The sequence below is a fragment of the Kribbella italica genome (assembly GCF_014205135.1).
GTDB classification, from domain to species: domain Bacteria; phylum Actinomycetota; class Actinomycetes; order Propionibacteriales; family Kribbellaceae; genus Kribbella; species Kribbella italica.
Map to the genome: position 1 here is coordinate 3,113,576 of NZ_JACHMY010000001.1, position 20,046 is coordinate 3,133,621.

Consider the following 20,046-nt stretch of genomic DNA (forward strand, 5'->3'; position numbering starts at 1 on the left):
CCCCCCTTGCGCGCCGGACCCGGCCCCCACCGGTGCTGCCCGACGCTCCGGATCCTAGGAGCGCGCTCTGCGGCGCGGAGTGATCATGAGGAGACTCTCACCGACATGAGGTGATTCTCATGGAACTGTCGGTGGCTCCTGGGAAGATCCTGTTGTGGACGAGAGATGGGCGATTGCTCCGGCTGAAGGCGGCGGTGCGCTGCTCGTCGCCCTCCACCCGGACGGTCAGCCTGCTGGTGACATCGTCCAAGAAGCCGACCTGGCCACCGCTGTCGCTTCCCGTCCCCAAGTCAGTAGGTGGGTCTGGAGGTCGACGGCGGAGATCTACCCCCGCCTACTAGCCGCGGGGGTGCGAGTTGAGCGCTGCTACGACATCGAGACGGCTGAAGGGTTGTTGCTGGGGCATGCCGGCCGACTGGGTGAACCGCGGTCGGCCGCTGCAGCGTGGGCCCGCATCACCAACCAGCCCGTCCCACCCGACCCACCGATGCGCGCCACCGAGCCAGGCGGCGAGCAGTCCTCGCTCTTCGACATCGAGACCGAATCACTCCCCTTCGAAGCACTCCTCCGCGTGTACGCCGACCAGCTCCGCCGCCACCACGACACCGAGCACCCGGACCGCATGCGCCTGCTCACCGCGTCCGAGTCCTCCGGCTGGCTCATCGCCACCGAGATGGACCGAGCAGGCCTCCCCTGGAGCGCCGAGAGCCACCGGGCCCTCCTGAGCGAGCTCCTCGGCGAGCGGTACGCCGGTGGCGGCGAGCCACGCCGCCTGACCGAGCTGGCCGAGCAGGTGTCCACCGCGTTCGGCCGCCGCGTGCGGCCGGACCTGCCGGCCGACGTACTGAAGGCGTTCAAGCAGGCCGGGCACCAGGTCAGCTCGACCAGGCGCTGGGAGCTGGAGACCATCGACCACCCGGCGGTCGAGCCGCTGATCGAGTACAAGAAGCTCTACCGGATCTACACCGCCAACGGCTGGGCCTGGCTGCACGACTGGGTCCACGACGGCCGGTTCCGCCCGGGCTTCGTCCCCGGCGGCACCGTCTCCGGCCGCTGGATCACCAACGGCGGGGGCGGCCTGCAGATCCCGAAGGTGATCCGCCGCGCCGTCGTCGCCGACCCCGGCTGGCGACTGGTCGTCGCCGACGCCTCCCAGCTCGAACCGCGCATCCTGGCCGCGATCTCCCGCGACCACGCCTTCATGCGGGTCGCCGGTGACGCCGCCGACCTCTACAAGGCCGTCTCGGACTCCGCCTTCTCCGGCGACCGCGCGAAGGCCAAGCTCGCCGTGCTCGGCGCGATCTACGGCCAGACCTCCGGCGACGGCCTGAAGAACCTGGCCGACCTCCGCAAGCGATTCCCCCAGGCCGTCCAGTACGTCGACGACGCCGCCCGCGCCGGCGAGGAGGGGCGCCTGGTCCGCACCTGGCTCGGCCGCACCTGTCCCCCGTCCGGCTCGCAGCTCGACGCAGCCCAGCTGGAGGGGCCACCCGCCGACGAGCCGCAGGTGGACGGCCGCCGGGCCCGCGCCCGCGGCCGCTTCACCCGCAACTTCGTCGTCCAGGGCAGTGCGGCCGACTGGGCCGTGCTGATGATGGCCGCGCTGCGGCAGTCGATCGCTTCGCTCAAGGCCGAGCTGGTCTTCTTCCAGCACGACGAGGTGATCGTGCACTGCCCCGCCGACGAGGCCGAGCAGGTCGCCGCCGCGATCCAGGCCGCCGGCGACCTGGCCGGCACGCTCTGCTTCGGGACGACGCCGACCCGTTTCCCGTTCGGTACCGCGATCGTCGAGTGCTACGCCGACGCCAAGTAGGCGGGCAGTCCCAGCAGCGCGAAGTCCACGCCCTCGAACGCGGTCATCTCGGCCACCAGCTCGCCTTCGACCCGGAACACGGTCACCGCGAACGGCCGGAAGCGGTCGTCCCCCGTCGTCCGCAGGTAGGCCGCGGCAGCCGGCTGCCGATTCAACCCGGCCACCAGGAACCGCCACGACCCCCGGTTGACCGGCCCAGCCGGCGCGAAGTTCGCGGCGAACACCTGCTCGGCCCGGGACCGCCCGCTGTACCAGAACGGGTACGGCGGCATGCTGACCCGCACGTCCTCGTGCATCAACGCCGCCAGCCCGGCAGCGTCCCCCGCCTCGAAGGCCGCGATGTACTTCGCCACCAGCGCCTGCTCGTCAGCCGAGGGATCAGCCGACCACTCCGTACGCCGTACCGGCAAGTGCTCCCGCAGCACCGGCCGCGCTCGCTGCAGCGCCGAGTTCGCGGCCGCCACCGACAGGTCGAGCACCTCAGCGGTCTCCTTCGCCGACCACCCGAGCACGTCCCGAAAGATCAGCACCGCCCGCTGCCGCGGCGGCAGCTGCTGGATCGCCGTCAGGAACGCCAGCTCGATCGTCTCCCGCCGGATCACCTGCGCGTCCGGCTCCTCGGCCCGGTCGAGCAGCACGTCCGGGAACGGCTGCAGCCACGGCAGGTCGTCGCGGGCCGGCAGCGCCTCGGCAGGGAACGACTCCGGCTCCAGCTGGTAGGGCAGCACCCGCGCTCGGCGTACGTCGTCGATGCAGGCGTTGGTGGCGATCCGGTAGAGCCAGGCGCGCAGACTCGACCGGCCCTCGAAGTCCTCGCGGGCCCGCCAGGCGCGCAGGTAGGTCTCCTGGACCAGGTCCTCGGCGTCGTCGTACGAGCCGAGCATCCGGTAGCAGTGCACCCGCAGCTCGTGCCGGTAGCGCTCGGCCTCCGCCATGAAGTCGGTCAACTGCCGTCCTCCAGCTCGATCGTGCTCGGCATCGGCGCGTGCCCGGCCAGCCGGAACCAGGTCACCAGCCGCCGGGTCCGTAGGTTGCGCGTCGACACCACGATGTCGTTGTGGAACCGCCGAGCCAACTGCACGCGCCGTACGGCGGCCGCCAGCTCCGCCGCCCACGGCTGCTCGTCAGTCCCGGTCGCTGCGATCGCCCTGGTCAGTGCGGACTCCCGCTGCTCCCGCTCCTCGTCCGGCGCGGTCCTGGCCCGGTGGGCGGCGTCCAGCAGGAGCAGCGAGGACGCCGGATCCAGCACGTCGCTGCCGGCCAGCTCGGCGACCAGCGCGGACCGGCGGGCCAGCTCAGTCTCCAGCCGGGCCCTCGCGGTAGCCACCCGGTGGTGCAGCCGGTCGAGCCGGCCGGCTGTCCAACTGCCGTAGAAGACCACCAGCAGCAGCACGACCGCGCCGGCCAGCAGCAGGACGCCAGTGAACTCCACGCCCCATTCTTACGGCCCGCTGACAATCCCCGGGAATCGGCCGAAGGCCCGGCGACCACCCCCTAGGTTCGAAGGCATGGCAGAGATCGGTGTGATCGGTGGTTCCGGCTTCTACTCGTTCCTGGCCGACGCGCGCCCCGTCGCGGTCGAGACGCCGTACGGCCCACCCAGCGAGCCGCCCGTGGTCGGCGTGGTGAACGGCCGCGAAGTCGCCTTCATCCCGCGCCACGGCGCCGACCACCGTCTGCCGCCGCACCGCGTCAACTACCGCGCGAACCTGTGGGCCCTGCACTCCCTCGGCGTCCGCAACGTCCTCGGCCCGTGCGCGGTCGGCTCCCTGCGCCCCGAGCTCACACCGGGCACGATCGTCGTCCCCGACCAGTACGTCGACCGCACCTGGGGCCGCGAGCACACCCTGTACGACGGCGACCCGCGCCCGGTCGTCCACACGAGCCCCGCCGACCCGTACTGCCCGATCGCCCGCCAGACAGTGCTTGCCGCAGGCAACGTCCCCGCCTCCGGCGGGGGTGGGGACCAGAACGGGGAGAGTGGGAGCGGGGGAAGCGGGAGCGCGGGAAGCGGGAGCGCGGGAAGCGGGAGCGCGGGAAGCGGGAGCGCGGGAAGCGGCGGTGTCGTCGACGGCGGCACCATGGTCGTCATCAACGGCCCGCGCTTCTCCACCCGCGCCGAGTCCCAGTGGCACGCCGCCCAGGGCTGGTCCCTGGTCGGCATGACCGGCGCCCCCGAAGCATCCATCGCCCGCGAGCTGGCGCTGTGCTACACCTCCGTCGCCGTCGTCACCGACCACGACGCCGGCGTCACCACCGGCGAGGGCGTCACCCAGGCCGAGGTGTTCGAGGTCTTCGGCCGCAGCATCGAGCGTCTCAAGGCGCTGCTCACCGACGTGATCGGCCGGCTCCCGACCGGCGACTGCACCTGCCACCACTCCCTCGACGGCACCGCCGCCGAGCACCTGTGGACAACCGAGGCGGCCCGATGAGAGTCCTGCTGACCGGCGGCGCCGGCTTCATCGGGCAGCACGTCCGCACCCAGTTGCTTGCCGAGGGCCACAACCCGGTCGTCTTCGACTCACTCCGCCCCGACGTCCACATCACCCCACCCGCGATCGACCTGACCGTCGGCGACATCCGCGACCCCGACGCCGTCGCCGCCGCCCTCGAAGGCGTCGACGTAGTGATCCACCTGGCCGCGAAGGTCGGCCTCGGCGTGGACCTCGACGACATCGACGACTACGTCTCGAGCAACAGCCTCGGCACCGCCGTACTGCTCAAGCAGCTCGCCCACAGCAAGGTCCGCAACCTCGTCTACGCCAGCTCCATGGTCGTGTACGGCGAAGGCCGCTACGAGTGCGACCGCCACGGCCTGGTCGCCCCCGGCCCCCGCCGTACCGAGGACCTGGACGCCGGCCGCTTCGAACCGCCCTGCCCGATCTGCGGCGAGCAGTTGCGCCCCGGCCTGGTCGACGAGACCGCACCGGCCGACCCGCGCAACACCTACGCCACCACCAAGCTGAACGGCGAGCACCTCGCGTCCACCTGGGCCCGGGAGACCGGCGGCCGCGTAGCCGCGCTGCGCTTCCACAACGTCTACGGCCCCGGCATGCCCCGCAACACCCCGTACGCCGGAGTCGCGTCGCTCTTCCGCTCGGCACTCGCCCGCGGCGAGGCCCCGCGGGTCTACGAGGACGGCGGGCAGCGGCGCGACTTCATCCACGTCCACGACATCGCCACCGCGGTCACCACGGCTGCCACCACCGTGCAGGACGCGCCCGCCTTCACGGCGTACAACGTCGGCAGCGGCACGGTCCACACGATCGCGGACCTGGCCACCGAGCTGGCCACGGCCCTCAACGGGCCGAAGCCCGTCGTCACCGGGCAGTACCGCCTCGGCGACGTCCGGCACATCACGGCCAGCTCACAGCGTCTGCGCGACACCCTCGGCTGGAAGCCGACCTACGACCTCGCCACCGGCATCGCGGACCTCGTCACCCGCTGACGGGTGTGTTCACCTGCGGCAGATCGATGCTGAACGCGCACCCACCCGGCACGTTGTTGACCGCGATCGTGCCTTCGTGCGACTCGACCACTCCCCGTGCGATCGCCAGCCCCAGACCCCCGCCGCTGCTGCCGCTGTCGGCGGAAGTCGTGGCGGGCGTCCGCTGCTCGTCGCCGCGCCAGCCGATGTCGAACACCCGCTCCAGGTCGTCGGTCGGGATGCCGCCGCAGCCGTCGGTCACAGCCAGCCGCACCCGGCCGTCGGCCTCGCGGTCGACCGCCACCTTCACCGTGCCGCCCGGAGCTGTGTGGCGGATCGCATTGCCCACCAGGTTCGTCACGGCCCGCGTGAGCTCGTCCGCGTCGCCGTGAACAGCCAGGCGGTCTTCGTCGGCCGGTGCGGTCACGGCCACGGTCACGCCCTTGGCACGAGCGTGCTCGGAGGTCTCCCCCGCCACGTCGTCGGCCAGCTCGCGCAGGCTGACCGCCGACCGGCGCCGCGGCGGCGGAGCGGCCGACAGCCGGGACAGCTCGAACAGGTCGTCCACCAGCCCGGTCATCCGGTCCACGGTGGTCCGCATCTGCCGTAGCGCACCGGGCGCGTCCTCGATGACGCCGTCCTCCAGCCCCTCCGACAGCGCACGCAGCCCAGCAAGCGGCGTACGGAGGTCGTGCGACATGAACGCGACCAGCTCCCGCCGGCTGGACTCCAGCGCACGCTCTCGCTCGCGGGAGGCCGCCAGGCGAGACCTGGTCGACTCCAGCTCGTCAGTCAGGTCAGCCAGCTCAGCAGGCACGTTGCCGTTGGTCGCCACGCCCACTGACTCGTACGACGTACCGAGGTCCCGCAGGCGGCGTCCGACGTCCCGTGACCCTGCGCTGATCCAGTGCGCGAGCACCACCGACATCGCCAGCCCGAGCAGCCCGGAGAACGCCAGCGTCCACAGCACCACCAGCGAGTCGTGCGCGGAGATGAACATCGCCCGCACGCTCTGCCCGACCGCTGCCAGCGCGGCCGCCAGCGGAGCCAGGGCCACCACGATGATCGTGACCCGCAACGAGCGCCGTCTGAACTGCCACAGCACCGCCGCGCCGATCGCGCCGACGACCAGGGTCCACAGCGCCGTCAGCGCGAGGATCGTGACCTGGTCGCGGTTCATTGCGCGTCACCCGCGAAGCGATAGCCGGTCCGCGGCACGGTCAGCACCAGCTTGGGGTCGGACGGGTCGGCCTCGATCTTCTCCCGCAGCCGGCGGATGTGCACGGTGACCGTCGACGAGTCGCCGAAGTCCCAGCCCCACACGCGCCGCAGCAGCTCCGCCTTCGTGTACGCCTTGCCGGGATGCGCGACCAGGAACGCCAGCAGGTCGAACTCGCGGTGCGTCAGCGACAGCTCGCCGCCGTCCAGCGTCGCCGTCCGGGCCGCCGTGTCGACGATGATCGGTCCGGAGTGCAGCTTGGTCGGCGTCAGGTCCAGACCGGCCAGCCGCTCCTCGCGCCGCAGCATGGCCTGCACCCGCAGCGTCAGCTCCCGCGGGCTGAACGGCTTGACCACGTAGTCGTCAGCGCCGAACTCCAGCCCGACCAGGCGGTCCTCCTCCTCGCCGCGCGCCGACAGCATGATCACCGCCGCGCCGTCGTCGGCAGCGCGCAGCCGGCGCAGCACCTCCAGGCCGGACAGCCCGGGCAGCATCACGTCCAGTACGACGACCGACGGCTTCCACTGCTGCCAGACCTCCACCGCCTTCACACCGTCCGCGACCACGCGGGCGTCGTACCCGGCCTTGGTCAGGTACGCCGAAACGACATTCGACACGGTCGGGTCGTCGTCCACCACGAGCACACGAGTAGCCACGGTCAGAGCCTAGGTCGTCGGCCGCACCGGCCCGACCGCGGGAACCGTCCGTAAGCGACCTGTAGCCACCAGATCCGCCGCAAGCCGCCCAAATCTCCCTACGGTCGAGAGGTGTCTGTTGCCGAGGTCGACCTGATCCTGCCGTGTCTCAACGAGGCCGCTGCGCTCCCCTGGGTGCTGGGGCGGCTGCCGGACGGCGTACGGGCTGTTGTCGTGGACAACGGTTCCACCGACGGCTCGGCGGAGATCGCCGCGGAGCTGGGAGCCACCGTGGTGTCGTGCACGACCCGCGGGTACGGCGCGGCCTGCCACACCGGTCTGGAGGCCGCTACTGCCGAGGTGGTCGCGTTCCTGGACGCCGACGCGTCGCTGGACCCCCGCCAGCTGGTTCGGGTCACCGCACCAGTTCTGTCCGGCCGGATCGACCTGATGGTCGGGCGGCGACGGCCTGTCGGCCGCAGTGTCTGGCCGTGGCACCTGCGGCTGGCCAACGCCGAGCTGTCCCGCCGCATCCGCCGCCGGACCGGCGTACAGCTGCATGATCTCGGTCCGATGCGCGCTGCCCGGCGTGAGGCCCTGCTGGGGCTGCAGCTGGTCGACCGGCGCTCCGGCTATCCGCTGGAGACGGTGGTGAAGGCTGCCGACGCCGGCTGGCGCATCGCCGAGGTCGACGTGGACTACCTGCCCCGCTCCGGACGCTCCAAGGTCACCGGTACGCCGCTCGGCGCGGCCCGTGCGGTGATGGACATGTCGAAGGTGCTGGCCCGGTGACCACGCTGATCGTCATCGCCAAGGAGCCGCGGCCCGGCAAGGTGAAGACCCGGCTGCAGTCCGAGTTCACCCCGAAGGAGGCTGCCGCGCTCGCCAGGGCCTCGCTCTCCGACACCCTGGCCGCCGTCAGCGCCACACCGGCGCAGCGGTACGTCGTCGCGCTCGACGGCGAGACCGGTCCCTGGCTGCCCGACCACTACGCCGTCGTCACCCAACGCGGCAACGGGCTCGACGAGCGCCTGGCCGGTGCCTTCGAGGACGCGTACGACGGGTCGCCGATGCTCCTGGTCGGCATGGACACCCCGCAGCTGACTCCGGCGCTGCTGGGCGCGGACTGGGACGGCCACGACGCCGTACTCGGGCTGACCGAGGACGGCGGCTACTGGTGTCTCGGACTGCGTGCACCTGACCGGTGGGCGCTGGTCGGCGTACCGATGTCGACCGACCACACCGGACGGGACCAGCTGATCCGCCTGCAGGCACTGGGCTACAAGGTGAAGCTGCTGCCGACCTTGCGCGACATGGACACCCCGGTGGACGCTGCGGTCATCGCAGCGGCGTACCCGGAGCTGCGAGTCTCGCGGCTGCACCGGCGGCTGCAGACATCGGCTCACCCAACCCTGCTGTTCGAGCGGGCGCTGGACGGCGTGGAGGTCGTCGCTACCGGCACCGACGGGCGGATGGTCCCGTCGCTGAGCGAGGTGGACCGCTGGACTGCTCCGGCCGACGAGGCGGACCGGCTGGCGCTGAGCCGCTGCGAAGGCCCGGTGTTGGACATCGGCTGCGGCCCGGGCCGGATCGTGACAGCCCTTGCCGAGCAGGGCATCGCGGCACTCGGTGTGGACATCTCCGAACAGGCCGTCCGGCTGACGACGAAGCGTGGAGCCCCCGCCCTGCTTCGGCCGGTAGAGGCCGCTCTGCCCGGCGAAGGGCGGTGGGGCAGCGTGCTGCTGATGGACGGCAACATCGGCATCGGCGGCCGTCCCGAGTCGCTGCTCCGCCGCTGCGCCGAACTGATCCGCCCCGACGGCATCGTCCTGGTCGAGGTCGATCCGGACGACGACCTCGACGACACCCACCCGATCGTCCTCCGCACGACCACGGGCCGCCGGTCCCATCCGCTGCCCTGGGCCCGTCTCGGCACCCGGGCCGTCCTGCGCCACGCCTACGCCGCAGGCCTGCACCCGACCGAGGACTGGCGCACGAACCACCGCGCGTTCCTCACCTTCCGCCGATGAGGCTGCTCCTGGCCGCGGTCGCCTGCTGCACAGCGGTCATCGTCACCGCCGCGCACGACTGGCACCCCAACCTCTTCCTCATCGGCACCACCGTGCTCCTCCTCGTACTCCTCAGGTACGCCCGCACCAAGTCCGTCCTCCTGCTGGTAGCCGGCGCCGCTCTCTGCCAACTGCCCGGTCTCACCCACGCCCCCATCACCAGCACCGACGCCTACCGCTACGTCTGGGACGGCCGGGTCCAGCTCTCCGGCTCCTCGCCGTACTCGCATGTCCCCCTGGACGACGCCCTGGCCGAACTCCGCGACCCCATCCTCTTCCCCGGCCTCACACCGCAGGACCGCAGCGGCGTCACTGGTCCACCGACGGCCAATGCACCGCTCGAGGACGACCCGCGCACCAGGATCAACCGCCCCCAAGTGCCGACCATCTACCCACCCGTCGCGCAGGCGTACTTCACTCTCGTCGCTCTGGTCACTCCCTGGTCAGCGGGCACCCTCGGACTCCAACTGGCCGCGGCAGCGATCGCCGTCGCCCTCACCTGGTTACTCGCCGTAGAACTCCGCCGGCGCGGGCGTGATCCACGCTGGGCGGCGCTGTGGGGTTGGTCACCAATCGTCGCGCTGGAGGCCGGCAGCGCGGCCCACATCGACGTGCTCGCGGCGCTGCTCGTCATCGTGGCGCTCACCCGCCGTCGCGCCTGGCTGGTGGGCCTGTTCCTCGGCGCGGCCGGCGCCGTCAAGCTGCTCCCGCTGCTCCTGCTGCCCGCGATCCCCCGGCTCCGGCCGAAATTCGTTGCCGTCAGCACCTTTCTCGCGAGCTACCTCCCGCATCTGGCCGTCGCCGGCACGCTGGTCGTCGGCTTCCTGCCGGGCTACCTGAACCAGGAGGGCTTCTCCGACGGCAGCTCGCGATTCGCGATTCTCGCGCTGGTACTGCCTCCTGAGGCCCGTCAGCTCGTCGCCGGAGTCCTCGCGGTCGGGCTGGCGGTGCTGGCGCTTCGCCGTCACGGCCGCGAACCGGTGGCCGTCACCTGCTGCTGGCTGTACGGCGCGGCGCTGCTCGTCGCGACCCCGACGTACCCCTGGTACGGCCTGCCGCTGATCGCCCTCGCCGTGCTCGCCGGGCGGATCGAATGGGTCGCCGTACCGCTGGCCGCGTACTGGTCCTACGCGAGCTACGGCCACGACCTCCGGCAGGGCCTGATCCAGCTGGGCGCGCTGGCCGTCGTTGTCATAACGATCACGCTGCGTCACCGTCCGGACGCGGATTCCCGGTTGATTTCTGGCCGCACCGCTCCGACACTGATCCGGGCACCCGACGACAATCCAGCCACGGGGCCTTAGTCGGCCCTCCTGAAAGGCAGCCAGCGTGACCGTGCGTATCGCTCTCGCGACCTCCGCCGAGCACCCGGACCTGCACGAGCACGACCTCCCGCTCGTCACCGCGCTCCGCACCGCCGGGCTCGAGCCCGTTGCCGAGCTGTGGACCGACCCGTCGGTCGACTGGTCGTCGTACGACGCCGTCCTGCTGCGGTCGGTCTGGGACTACCACACCCGCTACCTCGAGTTCACCGAGTGGCTCGGCCAGCTCGACAAGGCCGGCGTCCGGGTGCTGAACGACTCGGCACTGGTCCGCTGGAACGCCGACAAGTCCTACCTGCTCGAGCTGCGTGAGCGCGGCGTCGCCATCGTGCCGTCCCAGGTCGCGGCCGGGGACTGCCTGCGCGAGGTCGTCGGCGGCCTGTCCGGCCGGGAGATCGTCATCAAGCCGACGGTGAGCGCCAGCGCGCTGCACACGGTCCGCGGCCTGGCCGGCTCCGAGCAGCTCAGCCGCGCGATGGACGACCTGCCGGACGCGGTCTACCTGGTCCAGCCGTTCCAGCCCGAGATCCAGACCGACGGCGAGTGGTCCCTGATGTACTTCGGCGGCGCCTACTCCCACGCCGTGGTCAAGCGCCCGGTCGCCGGCGACTACCGGGTCCAGCACGAGTTCGGCGGCAGCGTCGAACTGGCGGACCCCTCGCCCGCCATCCTCTCCGGCGCCATCGCCGCCCTCACCGCCGCCGGCGCCGCCACCGCGCCGTACGCCCGCGTCGACGGCATCGTGTCCAACGGCCGCTTCCTCCTGATGGAGCTCGAACTCATCGAGCCCTACCTCTTCCTGCCCGACCACCCGGCCGCGTACCAGCATCTGACACAGAGCGTTGTAAGTGCACTGAATTAGTAGACTTTCGGCCATGAGGCCGGCACTGACGGTGATCGTGGATCCTGCTGACCGGTGGATGAGCCGGGCAGCTTGTATCGGGCAGGGGACGTCGTACGACGAGACGGCGAGCAAGTGGGAGCAGAAGGCGGCCCTGCGGCTGTGCCTGTCCGAGTGCCCGGTGCTCGCGGAGTGCCACGCGTGGGCGCGGCGGACCAAGTTCACCGGTACCGCCGCCGGCGAACGCTTCCTCGAAGGACGCCGCCGCGGCAAGCCCAACTCCGCCGCCTGACGGACACACCCTAGGCTCGGCGGCATGCCGACTCTCGAGGACGTACGCCGTGCCGCCGCTCAACTCGCCGGACGGATCCACCGCACCCCGGTCGTCACGTCCACCGCCCTCGACGAGCTGTTCGGCGCGCCGCTCACGCTGAAGGCCGAACTGTTCCAGAAGACCGGCAGCTTCAAGGTGCGCGGCCTGCTCCACAAGACGTTGCAGCTGACCGCCGAGGAGCGCGAGCGCGGCGTGATCACGGTGTCCGCGGGCAACGCGGCCGGCGCGCTCGCCTGGGCCGCACGCAACGCCCAGGTGCCCGCGACGGTCGTGATGGCGACGACGGCGGTCCAGGCGAAGATCGACGCCGCCCGCGCGTACGGCGCACAGGTGGAGCTCGTCGACGGCGACCTGATCGCGGCGTACGAGAGCATCCGCGACGAGCGGAAGCTGACCGGCGTCCACCCGTTCGACGACCTCGACGTGATCACCGGGCACGGCAGCCTCGGCCTCGAACTCCTCGACGACGCACCGGGCACCAGGACCGTCCTGGTCCCGGTCGGTGGCGGCGGACTCATCTCCGGCGTCGCGCTCGCGGTCAAACTCGTCGACCCGTCGATCCGCGTCGTCGGCATCGAGCCCGAGACCGCCGACGTGGTCAGCCGCAGCCTCGCGGCCGGCACACCGCAGAAGCTGCCGACCGCCAAGAGCATCGCCGACGGCCTGGCCGCGCCGGTCTGCGGCACGCACAACTTCGGCATCATCCAGCAGTACGTCGACGAGGTGGTCCGCGTCAGCGAGGACGCCCTGCTGGACGCCACCCGCCTGGTCATGTCCCGCACCAAGCTCGCCCTCGAACCCGCCGCGGCGGCACCCTTCGCCGCGCTGCTCGAAGGCAAGCTCCAGCTCACCGGCCCCACCACCAGCGTCGTCAGCGGCGGGAACCTGGACGTCTCGAAGCTGTACTAAACGGGGACGCGCTCCCGCGGCGGCAGGTCGGACACCACGCCATCGCCCGGATCGTCGACCAGCTCACCCTGCCGGACCGGATCCCGCTCCGGCAGCAGGATGTCGCGCGACACCACGAGCATCAGGTACAGCGTGCCGGCCATCCGCAGCACGACGGAGAACCAGTAGATCTTGTCCGGCGCGTCCGGCTGCCCGGGCGCCAGGAACTGCGCCAGATGCAGCCAGACCATCATCCAGTAGAAGCACTCGCAGGCCTGCCAGATCAGCCAGTCCCGCAGTTTCGGCCGGGCCAGCGCGACCAGCGGCAGCAGCCAGAGCACGTACTGCGGTGAGTACACCTTGTTGATCAGCAGGAACGCGGCGACCACCAGGAACGCCAGCTGCGCGAACCGTGGTGGACGCGGTGCCATCAACCCGAGGATCGCGATCGACAGGCACAGCCCGGCGAAGATCACGATGTTCAGCTTGTTGACGTCGGCGACCTCGTGCTCGGCCAGCTTCAGCACGTACCAGATCGAGCCGTAGTCGCTCTCGCGCTCGTCGTTGAAGACCCAGAACGACATCCACTCGTTCTTGGCCAGCAGGTAGATCGGCGCGTTCACCACACCCCACGCGACCACCGCGGCGACCGTCGCCTGGAACCACGGCCAGAGCTTCCGCCCGCGCAGGCACACGATCAGCAGCGGGCCGAGCAGCAGGAACGGGTAGAACTTGGCCGCTGTCCCCAGTCCGAGCAGGATGCCGAACCAGATCGGTTTGCCGCGCGACCACGCCCACATCGCACCGGCGGTCAGGACGACGGCGAACAGGTCCCAGTTGATCGTCGAGGTCAGCGCGAGCACCGGCGCGGCCGCGACGTACAAGGCGTCGAGCGGCTGCCCCCGGGCCGCGCCCGGACGCGAGGCGATGCCGCGAGCGGTCGCCATCGTGAGCCCGACCAGCAGCAGCGCGCAGAGGAACAGCAGCACGACGTTCACCACGAAGAAGACGCCGGCGGTGTCGCGCTTCTGCTCGACCGTGACGTCCTGCTTCGGGTCGCCGGTGATCACCCAGGTGATCTGTGCCGCGGCCTCCATGAACCCACCGGTCAGCACCGGGTACTCCAGCACCGGGTAGTTGCCGGTGTCCAGGAACGGCCGGTTCCCCTCGGCGAAACCGCGCTCCTGGTACAGGTAGCCGATGTCGGAATAGCACAGCGCCTTGAACGGCCGCCAGCTCTGCCGGTCCCAGCCGGCCTCCATGCAGGGCGCCTTCTGCAGCACACCGAGCGCGAAGGTGATCGTGCAGACCGCCAGCGCGATCCGCAGCGGCGTCCACCACGACGAGCTCAACCGGGCGAACCGCCCGGACGGGCCACCGAGCCCCACGGTCAGGCCGGCGACCGCCGGATCGGCCTCCGACGGAGCCGGCCGGGCCTGCGCGTCCTGGGCGTCACGTGAGGTCACGGGGGACATCGTCTCCTATCCGATCGACCGCCGGGCCAGGCGGCGCCCGCAAGGTTACCCAGGAACCGTCACGCCATGCTCCACCGGCACCGGGGCGTCCTGGGGCTGACCTGATCCGTATCTACCGTTGACCAGGCAGCAGCAGAAGCAGAAGAGGACGCCGATGGGCGAACGCCGCGACCGCGAGTTCACCGAGTTCGTGCTGACCAGACAGTCACGCCTGCTCGGCGCCGCCTACCTGCTCTGCGGCAACCTGCACGCCGCCGAGGATCTGGTCCAGACCGCCCTGATCAAGCTGTACGTAGCCTGGCCGCGCGTCCAGCGCTCCGGCACCGAGGACGCCTACGTCCGCCGGATCCTGGTCAACGCGTCGATCGACTCCAGCCGCCGCGCCTGGCACCGCGAACGCAGTACGGCGGACCTGCCGGACATCGCCGAACCCCCGGACCACGGCGTCGAGGACCGCGACGAACTCGTCACCGCCCTCGCCCTGCTCGCCCCGAGACAACGCCGGATCGTCGTCCTGCGCTACTGGCTCGACCTCCCGATCGAGGAGGTCGCCGCCGACCTCCAGATCACCGCCAGCACGGTCAAGAGCCAGAGCGCCAAGGCGCTGCAGAACCTCAGAACCCACCTGTCCGACTCCCGCTACGCCCTGCTGACGGAGGAGTGCTGATGTCCGAACAAGACCTGATCGACCAGATCACCACCAGCGCCCACCGCACCGATCACCACCAGCTCGACCCGACGACTTTGATCGCCGCGGGTCGCAAGCGAGTACGCCGCCGCCGGGCCGCGGCCGTCACGGCGGCCGCCGGTCTCGTCACGCTGTCCGCGGTCGCCGCGATCAGCGTGGGCAACCTCCGCACGTCCGCGCCACAGGTCGCCGGACCGCCCCTCCAGGTCGAGCGCAGCATCGACCCTGGCTTCAACGGCATGACGAAGGTCCGGTACTTGGACGAGCCGATGCGTACTCACCTCGGGCTCCCGGTCGTCGACCAGACGTACGGACCCGCCCCTGACATCGGAATCGGAGTCAACACCTACACCTTGACGGTGCGGGCCACCGACGGCACCACCGCGAGCCTCCGGCTCACCCGCCCGATCTCTTCACCGCAGAATCCCGCGCCCGACTCGCCGGACGTCTGCGCGATGCGTGGCGTGCCCTCCGAGGTCAGCGACTGCCAGGTCATGGCCGTCGGCAGTCAGTCGGTCCGGATCGGGCAGCGCGGCGACCGGGCTTTCTTCGCCAGCACACTGCGCCCGGATGGAACCTTGATCCTGGCGCTGTTCGACAGGGACGGCTCCACGCCCTTCGAAGGCAGCAAGCCGATGCTGTTCGGTCCCGTCGACCAGCAGGCCGTCACGGCCCTGGTCACCGACCCGAAGGTGCCGAGCCTCAAGTGACCCGCGTCGACTCGCGGACGATCAGCTGCCAGGGGAAGTCGAAGACCTTGCCCGGGGCCCCTTCCCGGTCAGTCAGGCGGCCGGTCAGGATATCGGCGAGCGCGGCGTTGAAGCCGACCGGGCCGACCGTCGACAGCGACGGATCGAGGTGCTCGCCGTCCGGCGTGTTGCCGACGCCGATCACCGCGAGGTCACCCGGTACGTCGAGCCGCAGCCGGTGCGCGGCCCGGACCGCGGCGATCGCGGCGAAGTCGGTCGTGCAATACAGCGCGGTCGGGCGATCCTCCTTGGTCAGCAGGGACATCGCCGCCCGGTACGCGCCTTCGGGGTGCCGCTCGAAGATCGCGACGTCGTCCTCCCGGTACGGCAGGCCGGCCGCCGCCAGGCCGTCGACGTACGCCGTGAAGCGGGTCGAGCGGTGGGTCTCGGAGGTGAGCGCGCCGATCCGGGTGTGCCGCTCGAGCAGGTGCTCGACCGCGAGGTGGCAGGTCGGCTCGGCGCCGGACCGGATCACGTCGAAGCCGCGCGGTTCGAGCACCTCGCTGAACGCGACGATCTGCACGCCGCGCTCCGCGAACCGCTCGAGCTCGGCGACCACCTCCGGAGCGGGATCGACGTGGTCGATGAAGATGACGTCCGGCGTACGGTTCGACAGCACGGTCCGCCAGTCGCCGTCGGCCACGATCAGCGCGGTCTTGCCGAGCGGCGTGACGCGGTCGTTGACCGTCGCCGCGACCGCCTGCGACCAGGGATCGGCGAGGACGGTCAGCGAGAGCAGCACCAGGTCCGACTTGCCGGTCCGGATCGCCCGCGCCGCGTCGTTGCGCCGGTAGCCGAGCCGGGTCGCGACGTCACGCACCCGGTCGGCCGTGGTCGCGGAGATCGTCCGGCCGCGCTCGTGGCCGGACAGTACGTAGGACACGGTCGCGATCGAGACGCCGGCCTCGGCCGCGACCGTGCGCAGAGTCGGTCGGTCGGACATGAGGGACATTGTCTACTAACCCTTGACTGCCCCGGTGATGACGCCCTTGGTGAAGTGCCGCTGCAGGAACGGGTAGACCAGCGCGATCGGGACCAGCGCGACGACGACGACCGCCATCTGCAGCGACTGCGGCTGCGGCAGCGGCTCGACGCCGAGCTGGTCGGCCGACAACGACTTGCCTTGCAGCACGTAGGTCCGCAGGATCACCTGGACCGGCCACTTCGAGGTGTCGTTCAGGTAGAGCAGCGCGTTGAAGAAGGCGTTCCAGAACCCGACCGCGTAGAACAGCCCGACCACTGCGATCACCGCCTTCGACAGCGGCATCACCACCCGGCGCAGGATGGTGAAGTCGCTGGCGCCGTCGATCCGCGCGCTCTCCAGCAGCTCGGCCGGCACGTTCATGAAGAACGTCCGCAGCACGATGAAGTTGAACGCGCCCAGCGCGCCGGGCAGGATCAGCGACCACAGGCTGTCGATCAGCCCGAGCTGCTTGACCACCAGGAACATCGGGATGATGCCCGGCGCGAACAGCAGCGTGAACAGCACCATCAGCAGCACCGGCCGGCCGAACAGGACCGGCCGCGACGTCGCGTAGGCCAGCGCGATCGTGGTGGCCAGCGCGATCGCCGTACCGACCAGCGTGACGAACACGCTGACCCCGATCGCCCGGGCCATCAGCCCGCCGCTGAACAACGTCTCGTACGCCTTGACCGTCGGGTGCGACGGCCACAGCACGTACCCGCCGGCGTCGATGATGTCCTGGTCGCTGGCCAGCGACGTCGAGATCACCACCATGATCGGCACGATGATCGCGACCGCGAATCCGCCCAGGACCAGGGTCTTCACCGACTGGTAGAACGGCGACGGCCGTTCCTTCCAGATCGGCCGGCGGGAGGCGGCGATGCTCATTGCTGACCTCTCTTCTGGAAGATGCCGGGCTCGCCCAGCTTGTGCGCGATCGTGTTCGCACCCCACAGCAGCAGCGCGCTGATCACTCCCTTGGCCAGACCGGCCGCGGCACCGCTGCTCCAGTCACCGCCGACGACTCCGGCGTAGTACGTGAAGGTGTCGAGCACTTCCGCGGCGCCCGGTCCGACCGAGTCGCGTTGCAGGATGAACTGCTCGAAGCCGACGCTCAGGACGTCGCCGATCCGCAGGATCAGCAGCAGCACGATGACGGTCCGCATCGACGGCAGCGTGATGTGCCACAGCCGGCGCCAGCGCCCCGCGCCGTCCGCGGCCGCGGCCTCGTACAGGGCGACGTCGACGCTGGTCAGCGCGGCCAGGAAGATGATCATCGCCCAGCCCGCGTCCTTCCAGACCAGCTGCGCGACGACGAGCAGCGGGAAGGTGTCCGGGTTCGTCATGAACGGGATCGGGTCGAGCCCGGCCTGCCGGAGCAGGTTGTTGACGAACCCGGCGCCGCCGAGCGACTGCTGGAACAGCGCGATCACGAGCACCCAGGACAGGAAGTGCGGCAGGTACGCGACGGTCTGGAACGCGCGCCGGATCCGGTTGCTGACCAGCGAGTCCACGATCAGCGCGAGCGCCAGCGGGACCGGGAAGAACAGCACCAGCTGGACCAGCGCGAGGACCAGCGTGTTGCGCAGCGCGTCCCAGAAGTCCGGGTTGGCGTACAGGTTGACGAAGTTCTGGACGCCGTTCCACTCACTGTGCATGATCCCGAGGAACGGCTGGAAGTCCTGGAAGGCGACCACGTTGCCGATCACCGGCAGGTAGAAGAACACCAGCAGGAACAGCACGCCGGGGATCATCAGCAGCACCATCTGCCAGTCCCGGCGCCACCGCACCGACAACGGCAGTTTCGCCGTACGCCGGACGTCCGGCGGCCGCGGAGCCGGCTCGGCGGTCTCGGGGCGCTGGGTCGCGACGAGCGTCTCCATCGGCGTCAGGACCCGGTGACCGGGACGCTCGCGGGCAGCACGGCCTCGAACTCGCCGCGCATCTTGTCACCGCCACCGGACTTCCAGCGCTTCAGCGCCTCGTCGTACGCGTCGAGCTTCTGCCGCCCGGTGACGATGTCGATGATCGTGTCCCGGAACGCCTCGGTGAGCTTCGGCCCGGCCTTGCTGCTGGTGTCGGAGTAGGTGCCGGCCGTCGGGTTGCGCATCGCGAACTTGAGCAGCTGCTGCTCGGTCGCGTGCACCTTGCGGGTGTCGTCGGGGAACGCCGGGTTGAAGATCACGCTCTCCGGCGCGGTCATGATCTGCAGCGCGCTGACCAGGCCGGGCGCCTGCTGGGTGCCGGCCTTGGTCAGTACCGGATTCTTCTGGCCGTCGAGCTGGTACTGCTCGCCCGCCGTCCCGAAGTTCTTCTGCAGGAACTCCTTGGTGCCGAACGGCGCCGACAGGTAGTTGACCAGGGCCAGCAGCTCCCGGATCCGGCCCTCGTCGGTCTTCTTGAACGGCGTGAACCCGACCGTGCCGTAGCCCATGTCGTAGACCGGCTTGGCCTTGCCGTCGTGCCCGAACGGGATCAGCGTGTCGACGAACAGCGACGGGTCGAGCGCCCGGAAGTCCGACGTGGCGCGCGGACCGACGGTGACCTGCGCGGCGATCTGTCCGTTGACCGTCTTCGGCGTCGCGTCGGCCAGGTTGAGGTCGGGGTAGAACACCTTCGCGGCCCACAGCTTGGCGGCGTACTCGACGGCGGCCTTGTAGTTGTCGGTCTCGTACAAGTGGGTCAGCGAGCGGTCGGAGTTGACCCGCCAGCCGTTCGGGGCGCCGAACCACTCGCCGAACATGTGCAGCATGTTCACGATCGCGGGCTCGAGCGCGTAGTTGGTGCCGCTGGTCAGCTCCTTGCACTTGCCGAAGAACTCCTCGGCGCTCGTGCACTGCAGGCCGCCGACCTTCGCCCACGTCTTCGGGTTGCCCATCATCACCTGGCCGAACGGCGTCGACGGGATCGGCGCGCCCCAGATCTTGCCGTTCACGACCGCGGTCCGCCACGACGCCGGCTTCAGCGCGGCGAGGTTCGGGTACTCCAGCACGGCGTCGCCGGACAGGTACTTGGTCAGGTCCTGGAACTTGGCCTCCAGCATCGGCCCGACGTTCGGGATGCCCTGGTTCGGCGGCAGCCACATCAGGTCGGGCAGCGAGTCGCCGGCCAGCAGGGTGGCGAACTTCTCCGGGTAGCCCGGGTCGGTGCCGATGGTGAGCTTGAGGTCGGCGCCGAGCGCGCGGTTCAGCGCCTGCCACATGGGATTGCTGCCCATCGGCGGCGGTGGCGTCGCGAACGTCTCGGTGAGCGCGGTCACCGCGTTCTTGATCGGCGGCGACTGCACGCTCGCGATCGCGTTCTCCGGGAACTTCAGGAAGCCCGGCTCGAGGCCCGACTCGGCGCCCGGCAGGTCCGCCGTCAGCCCACCGAACGGCTTGTACGTCGGCAGCGCGACGTCCCCGGACGCCTGCGCGCCGCCCGCCTGCGCACCCCCGTCGCCGCAGGCGGACGCGAACGCCACCGACCCGACCGCGGCGGCACTCAACCCCAGGAACCGTCGCCGGCCCAACCTGCGCTCCGTCGTACCTGACATCTCTGCCTCCTCGGTGACTGTTTCTGATCTTTTGGCGGCTTTAATGCTCACCAACGATCACTTAAACGTTAACCGGGACCGTAGACT

The 20,046-nt window shown here is 70.6% G+C and carries 20 protein-coding genes; 11 read left to right on the plus strand and 9 right to left on the minus strand.

The window, feature by feature from the left end; all coding sequences use genetic code 11:
- Positions 1-154: 154 nt before the first annotated feature.
- Positions 155-1,813, plus strand: a complete 1,659-nt coding sequence (locus HDA39_RS14355; protein ID WP_184795714.1) for a bifunctional 3'-5' exonuclease/DNA polymerase — start codon at positions 155-157, stop codon at positions 1,811-1,813.
- On the opposite strand, the gene HDA39_RS14360 is transcribed toward HDA39_RS14355, so the two are convergent.
- A complete protein-coding gene (locus tag HDA39_RS14360) occupies positions 1,795-2,760 on the minus strand; it encodes an RNA polymerase subunit sigma-70 (RefSeq protein ID WP_184795715.1) in 966 nt (321 codons plus the stop codon). The genes HDA39_RS14355 and HDA39_RS14360 overlap by 19 nt on opposite strands.
- Positions 2,757-3,245 carry a hypothetical protein gene (locus tag HDA39_RS14365; protein WP_184795716.1) on the minus strand — a complete coding sequence of 163 codons (489 nt, stop codon included), beginning with the start codon at positions 3,243-3,245 and terminating at the stop codon, positions 2,757-2,759. The genes HDA39_RS14360 and HDA39_RS14365 overlap by 4 nt, the downstream gene beginning before the upstream one ends.
- Before the next feature lie 76 nt (positions 3,246-3,321).
- On the opposite strand from HDA39_RS14365, the gene HDA39_RS14370 reads away from it, so the two are divergent.
- Together HDA39_RS14370 and HDA39_RS14375 are read left to right on the plus strand one after the other, a co-directional pair.
- Complete coding sequence (locus HDA39_RS14370; RefSeq protein ID WP_184795717.1) at positions 3,322-4,245, plus strand: phosphorylase family protein; 924 nt, start codon at positions 3,322-3,324, stop codon at positions 4,243-4,245.
- Entirely contained in the window at positions 4,242-5,261 is a 1,020-nt protein-coding gene (locus HDA39_RS14375) for an NAD-dependent epimerase/dehydratase family protein (RefSeq protein ID WP_184795718.1), read from the plus strand. The genes HDA39_RS14370 and HDA39_RS14375 overlap by 4 nt, the downstream gene beginning before the upstream one ends.
- On the opposite strand, the gene HDA39_RS14380 is transcribed toward HDA39_RS14375, so the two are convergent.
- Together HDA39_RS14380 and HDA39_RS14385 are read right to left on the minus strand one after the other, a co-directional pair.
- Positions 5,251-6,420 carry a sensor histidine kinase gene (locus tag HDA39_RS14380; protein WP_184795719.1) on the minus strand — a complete coding sequence of 390 codons (1,170 nt, stop codon included), beginning with the start codon at positions 6,418-6,420 and terminating at the stop codon, positions 5,251-5,253. The two genes, HDA39_RS14375 and HDA39_RS14380, sit on opposite strands and share 11 nt — an antisense overlap.
- Complete coding sequence (locus HDA39_RS14385) at positions 6,417-7,115, minus strand: response regulator (protein ID WP_184795720.1); 699 nt, start codon at positions 7,113-7,115, stop codon at positions 6,417-6,419. The genes HDA39_RS14380 and HDA39_RS14385 overlap by 4 nt, the downstream gene beginning before the upstream one ends.
- 111 nt (positions 7,116-7,226) lie before the next feature.
- Between HDA39_RS14385 and HDA39_RS14390 the strand changes: the two genes are divergently transcribed.
- Genes HDA39_RS14390 through HDA39_RS14415 form a run of 6 tightly spaced genes read left to right on the plus strand, consistent with a single transcriptional unit; the run spans position 7,227 to position 12,569 of the window.
- Positions 7,227-7,886: a glycosyltransferase gene (locus HDA39_RS14390; RefSeq protein WP_184795721.1), complete on the plus strand. Its 660-nt coding sequence runs from the start codon at positions 7,227-7,229 to the stop codon at positions 7,884-7,886.
- On the plus strand, positions 7,883-9,124 hold the full coding sequence (locus tag HDA39_RS14395; protein ID WP_184795722.1) for a DUF2064 domain-containing protein: 1,242 nt from the start codon (positions 7,883-7,885) through the stop codon (positions 9,122-9,124). Before HDA39_RS14390 ends, HDA39_RS14395 begins: the two co-directional genes overlap by 4 nt.
- Positions 9,121-10,467 (plus strand): glycosyltransferase 87 family protein, encoded by a 1,347-nt coding sequence (locus HDA39_RS14400; protein ID WP_184795723.1) that lies wholly within the window; start codon positions 9,121-9,123, stop codon positions 10,465-10,467. Before HDA39_RS14395 ends, HDA39_RS14400 begins: the two co-directional genes overlap by 4 nt.
- 25 nt (positions 10,468-10,492) lie before the next feature.
- Positions 10,493-11,347 carry an ATP-grasp domain-containing protein gene (locus HDA39_RS14405; RefSeq protein WP_184795724.1) on the plus strand — a complete coding sequence of 285 codons (855 nt, stop codon included), beginning with the start codon at positions 10,493-10,495 and terminating at the stop codon, positions 11,345-11,347.
- Positions 11,348-11,360: 13 nt separating this feature from the next.
- Positions 11,361-11,618, plus strand: a complete 258-nt coding sequence (locus HDA39_RS14410; RefSeq protein WP_184795725.1) for a WhiB family transcriptional regulator — start codon at positions 11,361-11,363, stop codon at positions 11,616-11,618.
- Positions 11,619-11,642: 24 nt separating this feature from the next.
- Complete coding sequence (locus HDA39_RS14415; protein ID WP_184795726.1) at positions 11,643-12,569, plus strand: threonine/serine dehydratase family protein; 927 nt, start codon at positions 11,643-11,645, stop codon at positions 12,567-12,569.
- On the opposite strand, the gene HDA39_RS14420 is transcribed toward HDA39_RS14415, so the two are convergent.
- A complete protein-coding gene (locus HDA39_RS14420) occupies positions 12,566-14,023 on the minus strand; it encodes a glycosyltransferase family 87 protein (RefSeq protein ID WP_184795727.1) in 1,458 nt (485 codons plus the stop codon). The two genes, HDA39_RS14415 and HDA39_RS14420, sit on opposite strands and share 4 nt — an antisense overlap.
- Before the next feature lie 118 nt (positions 14,024-14,141).
- Here HDA39_RS14420 and HDA39_RS14425 point away from each other — a divergent pair, with 118 nt between their 5' ends.
- Positions 14,142-14,690, plus strand: a complete 549-nt coding sequence (locus HDA39_RS14425; protein WP_238356054.1) for a SigE family RNA polymerase sigma factor — start codon at positions 14,142-14,144, stop codon at positions 14,688-14,690.
- Positions 14,690-15,421, plus strand: a complete 732-nt coding sequence (locus tag HDA39_RS14430; RefSeq protein ID WP_184795728.1) for a hypothetical protein — start codon at positions 14,690-14,692, stop codon at positions 15,419-15,421. The genes HDA39_RS14425 and HDA39_RS14430 overlap by 1 nt, the downstream gene beginning before the upstream one ends.
- Here the strand turns inward: HDA39_RS14430 and HDA39_RS14435 are convergent.
- The 4 genes from HDA39_RS14435 to HDA39_RS14450 are packed head-to-tail and all read right to left on the minus strand — an operon-like array spanning position 15,414 to position 19,959.
- Positions 15,414-16,403 carry a LacI family DNA-binding transcriptional regulator gene (locus HDA39_RS14435; RefSeq protein ID WP_202892997.1) on the minus strand — a complete coding sequence of 330 codons (990 nt, stop codon included), beginning with the start codon at positions 16,401-16,403 and terminating at the stop codon, positions 15,414-15,416. The two genes, HDA39_RS14430 and HDA39_RS14435, sit on opposite strands and share 8 nt — an antisense overlap.
- A 15-nt stretch (positions 16,404-16,418) precedes the next feature.
- Positions 16,419-17,312: a carbohydrate ABC transporter permease gene (locus HDA39_RS14440; RefSeq protein ID WP_184795730.1), complete on the minus strand. Its 894-nt coding sequence runs from the start codon at positions 17,310-17,312 to the stop codon at positions 16,419-16,421.
- Entirely contained in the window at positions 17,309-18,307 is a 999-nt protein-coding gene (locus tag HDA39_RS14445; RefSeq protein WP_238356055.1) for an ABC transporter permease, read from the minus strand. Before HDA39_RS14445 ends, HDA39_RS14440 begins: the two co-directional genes overlap by 4 nt.
- Positions 18,308-18,312: 5 nt before the next feature.
- Complete coding sequence (locus HDA39_RS14450) at positions 18,313-19,959, minus strand: type 2 periplasmic-binding domain-containing protein (RefSeq protein ID WP_184795731.1); 1,647 nt, start codon at positions 19,957-19,959, stop codon at positions 18,313-18,315.
- Positions 19,960-20,046: the final 87 nt, after the last annotated feature.

Coding starts and splice junctions, on each gene's coding strand:
- HDA39_RS14370 (WP_184795717.1), top strand. CDS start 3,322: ATGGCAGAGATCGGTGTGATCGGTGGTTCCGGCTTCTACTCGTTCCTG.
- HDA39_RS14375 (WP_184795718.1), top strand. CDS start 4,242: ATGAGAGTCCTGCTGACCGGCGGCGCCGGCTTCATCGGGCAGCACGTC.
- HDA39_RS14380 (WP_184795719.1), bottom strand. CDS start 6,420: ATGAACCGCGACCAGGTCACGATCCTCGCGCTGACGGCGCTGTGGACC.
- HDA39_RS14400 (WP_184795723.1), top strand. CDS start 9,121: ATGAGGCTGCTCCTGGCCGCGGTCGCCTGCTGCACAGCGGTCATCGTC.
- HDA39_RS14410 (WP_184795725.1), top strand. CDS start 11,361: ATGAGGCCGGCACTGACGGTGATCGTGGATCCTGCTGACCGGTGGATG.
- HDA39_RS14415 (WP_184795726.1), top strand. CDS start 11,643: ATGCCGACTCTCGAGGACGTACGCCGTGCCGCCGCTCAACTCGCCGGA.
- HDA39_RS14420 (WP_184795727.1), bottom strand. CDS start 14,023: ATGTCCCCCGTGACCTCACGTGACGCCCAGGACGCGCAGGCCCGGCCG.
- HDA39_RS14430 (WP_184795728.1), top strand. CDS start 14,690: ATGTCCGAACAAGACCTGATCGACCAGATCACCACCAGCGCCCACCGC.
- HDA39_RS14435 (WP_202892997.1), bottom strand. CDS start 16,403: ATGTCCGACCGACCGACTCTGCGCACGGTCGCGGCCGAGGCCGGCGTC.
- HDA39_RS14440 (WP_184795730.1), bottom strand. CDS start 17,312: ATGAGCATCGCCGCCTCCCGCCGGCCGATCTGGAAGGAACGGCCGTCG.
- HDA39_RS14445 (WP_238356055.1), bottom strand. CDS start 18,307: ATGGAGACGCTCGTCGCGACCCAGCGCCCCGAGACCGCCGAGCCGGCT.
- HDA39_RS14450 (WP_184795731.1), bottom strand. CDS start 19,959: ATGTCAGGTACGACGGAGCGCAGGTTGGGCCGGCGACGGTTCCTGGGG.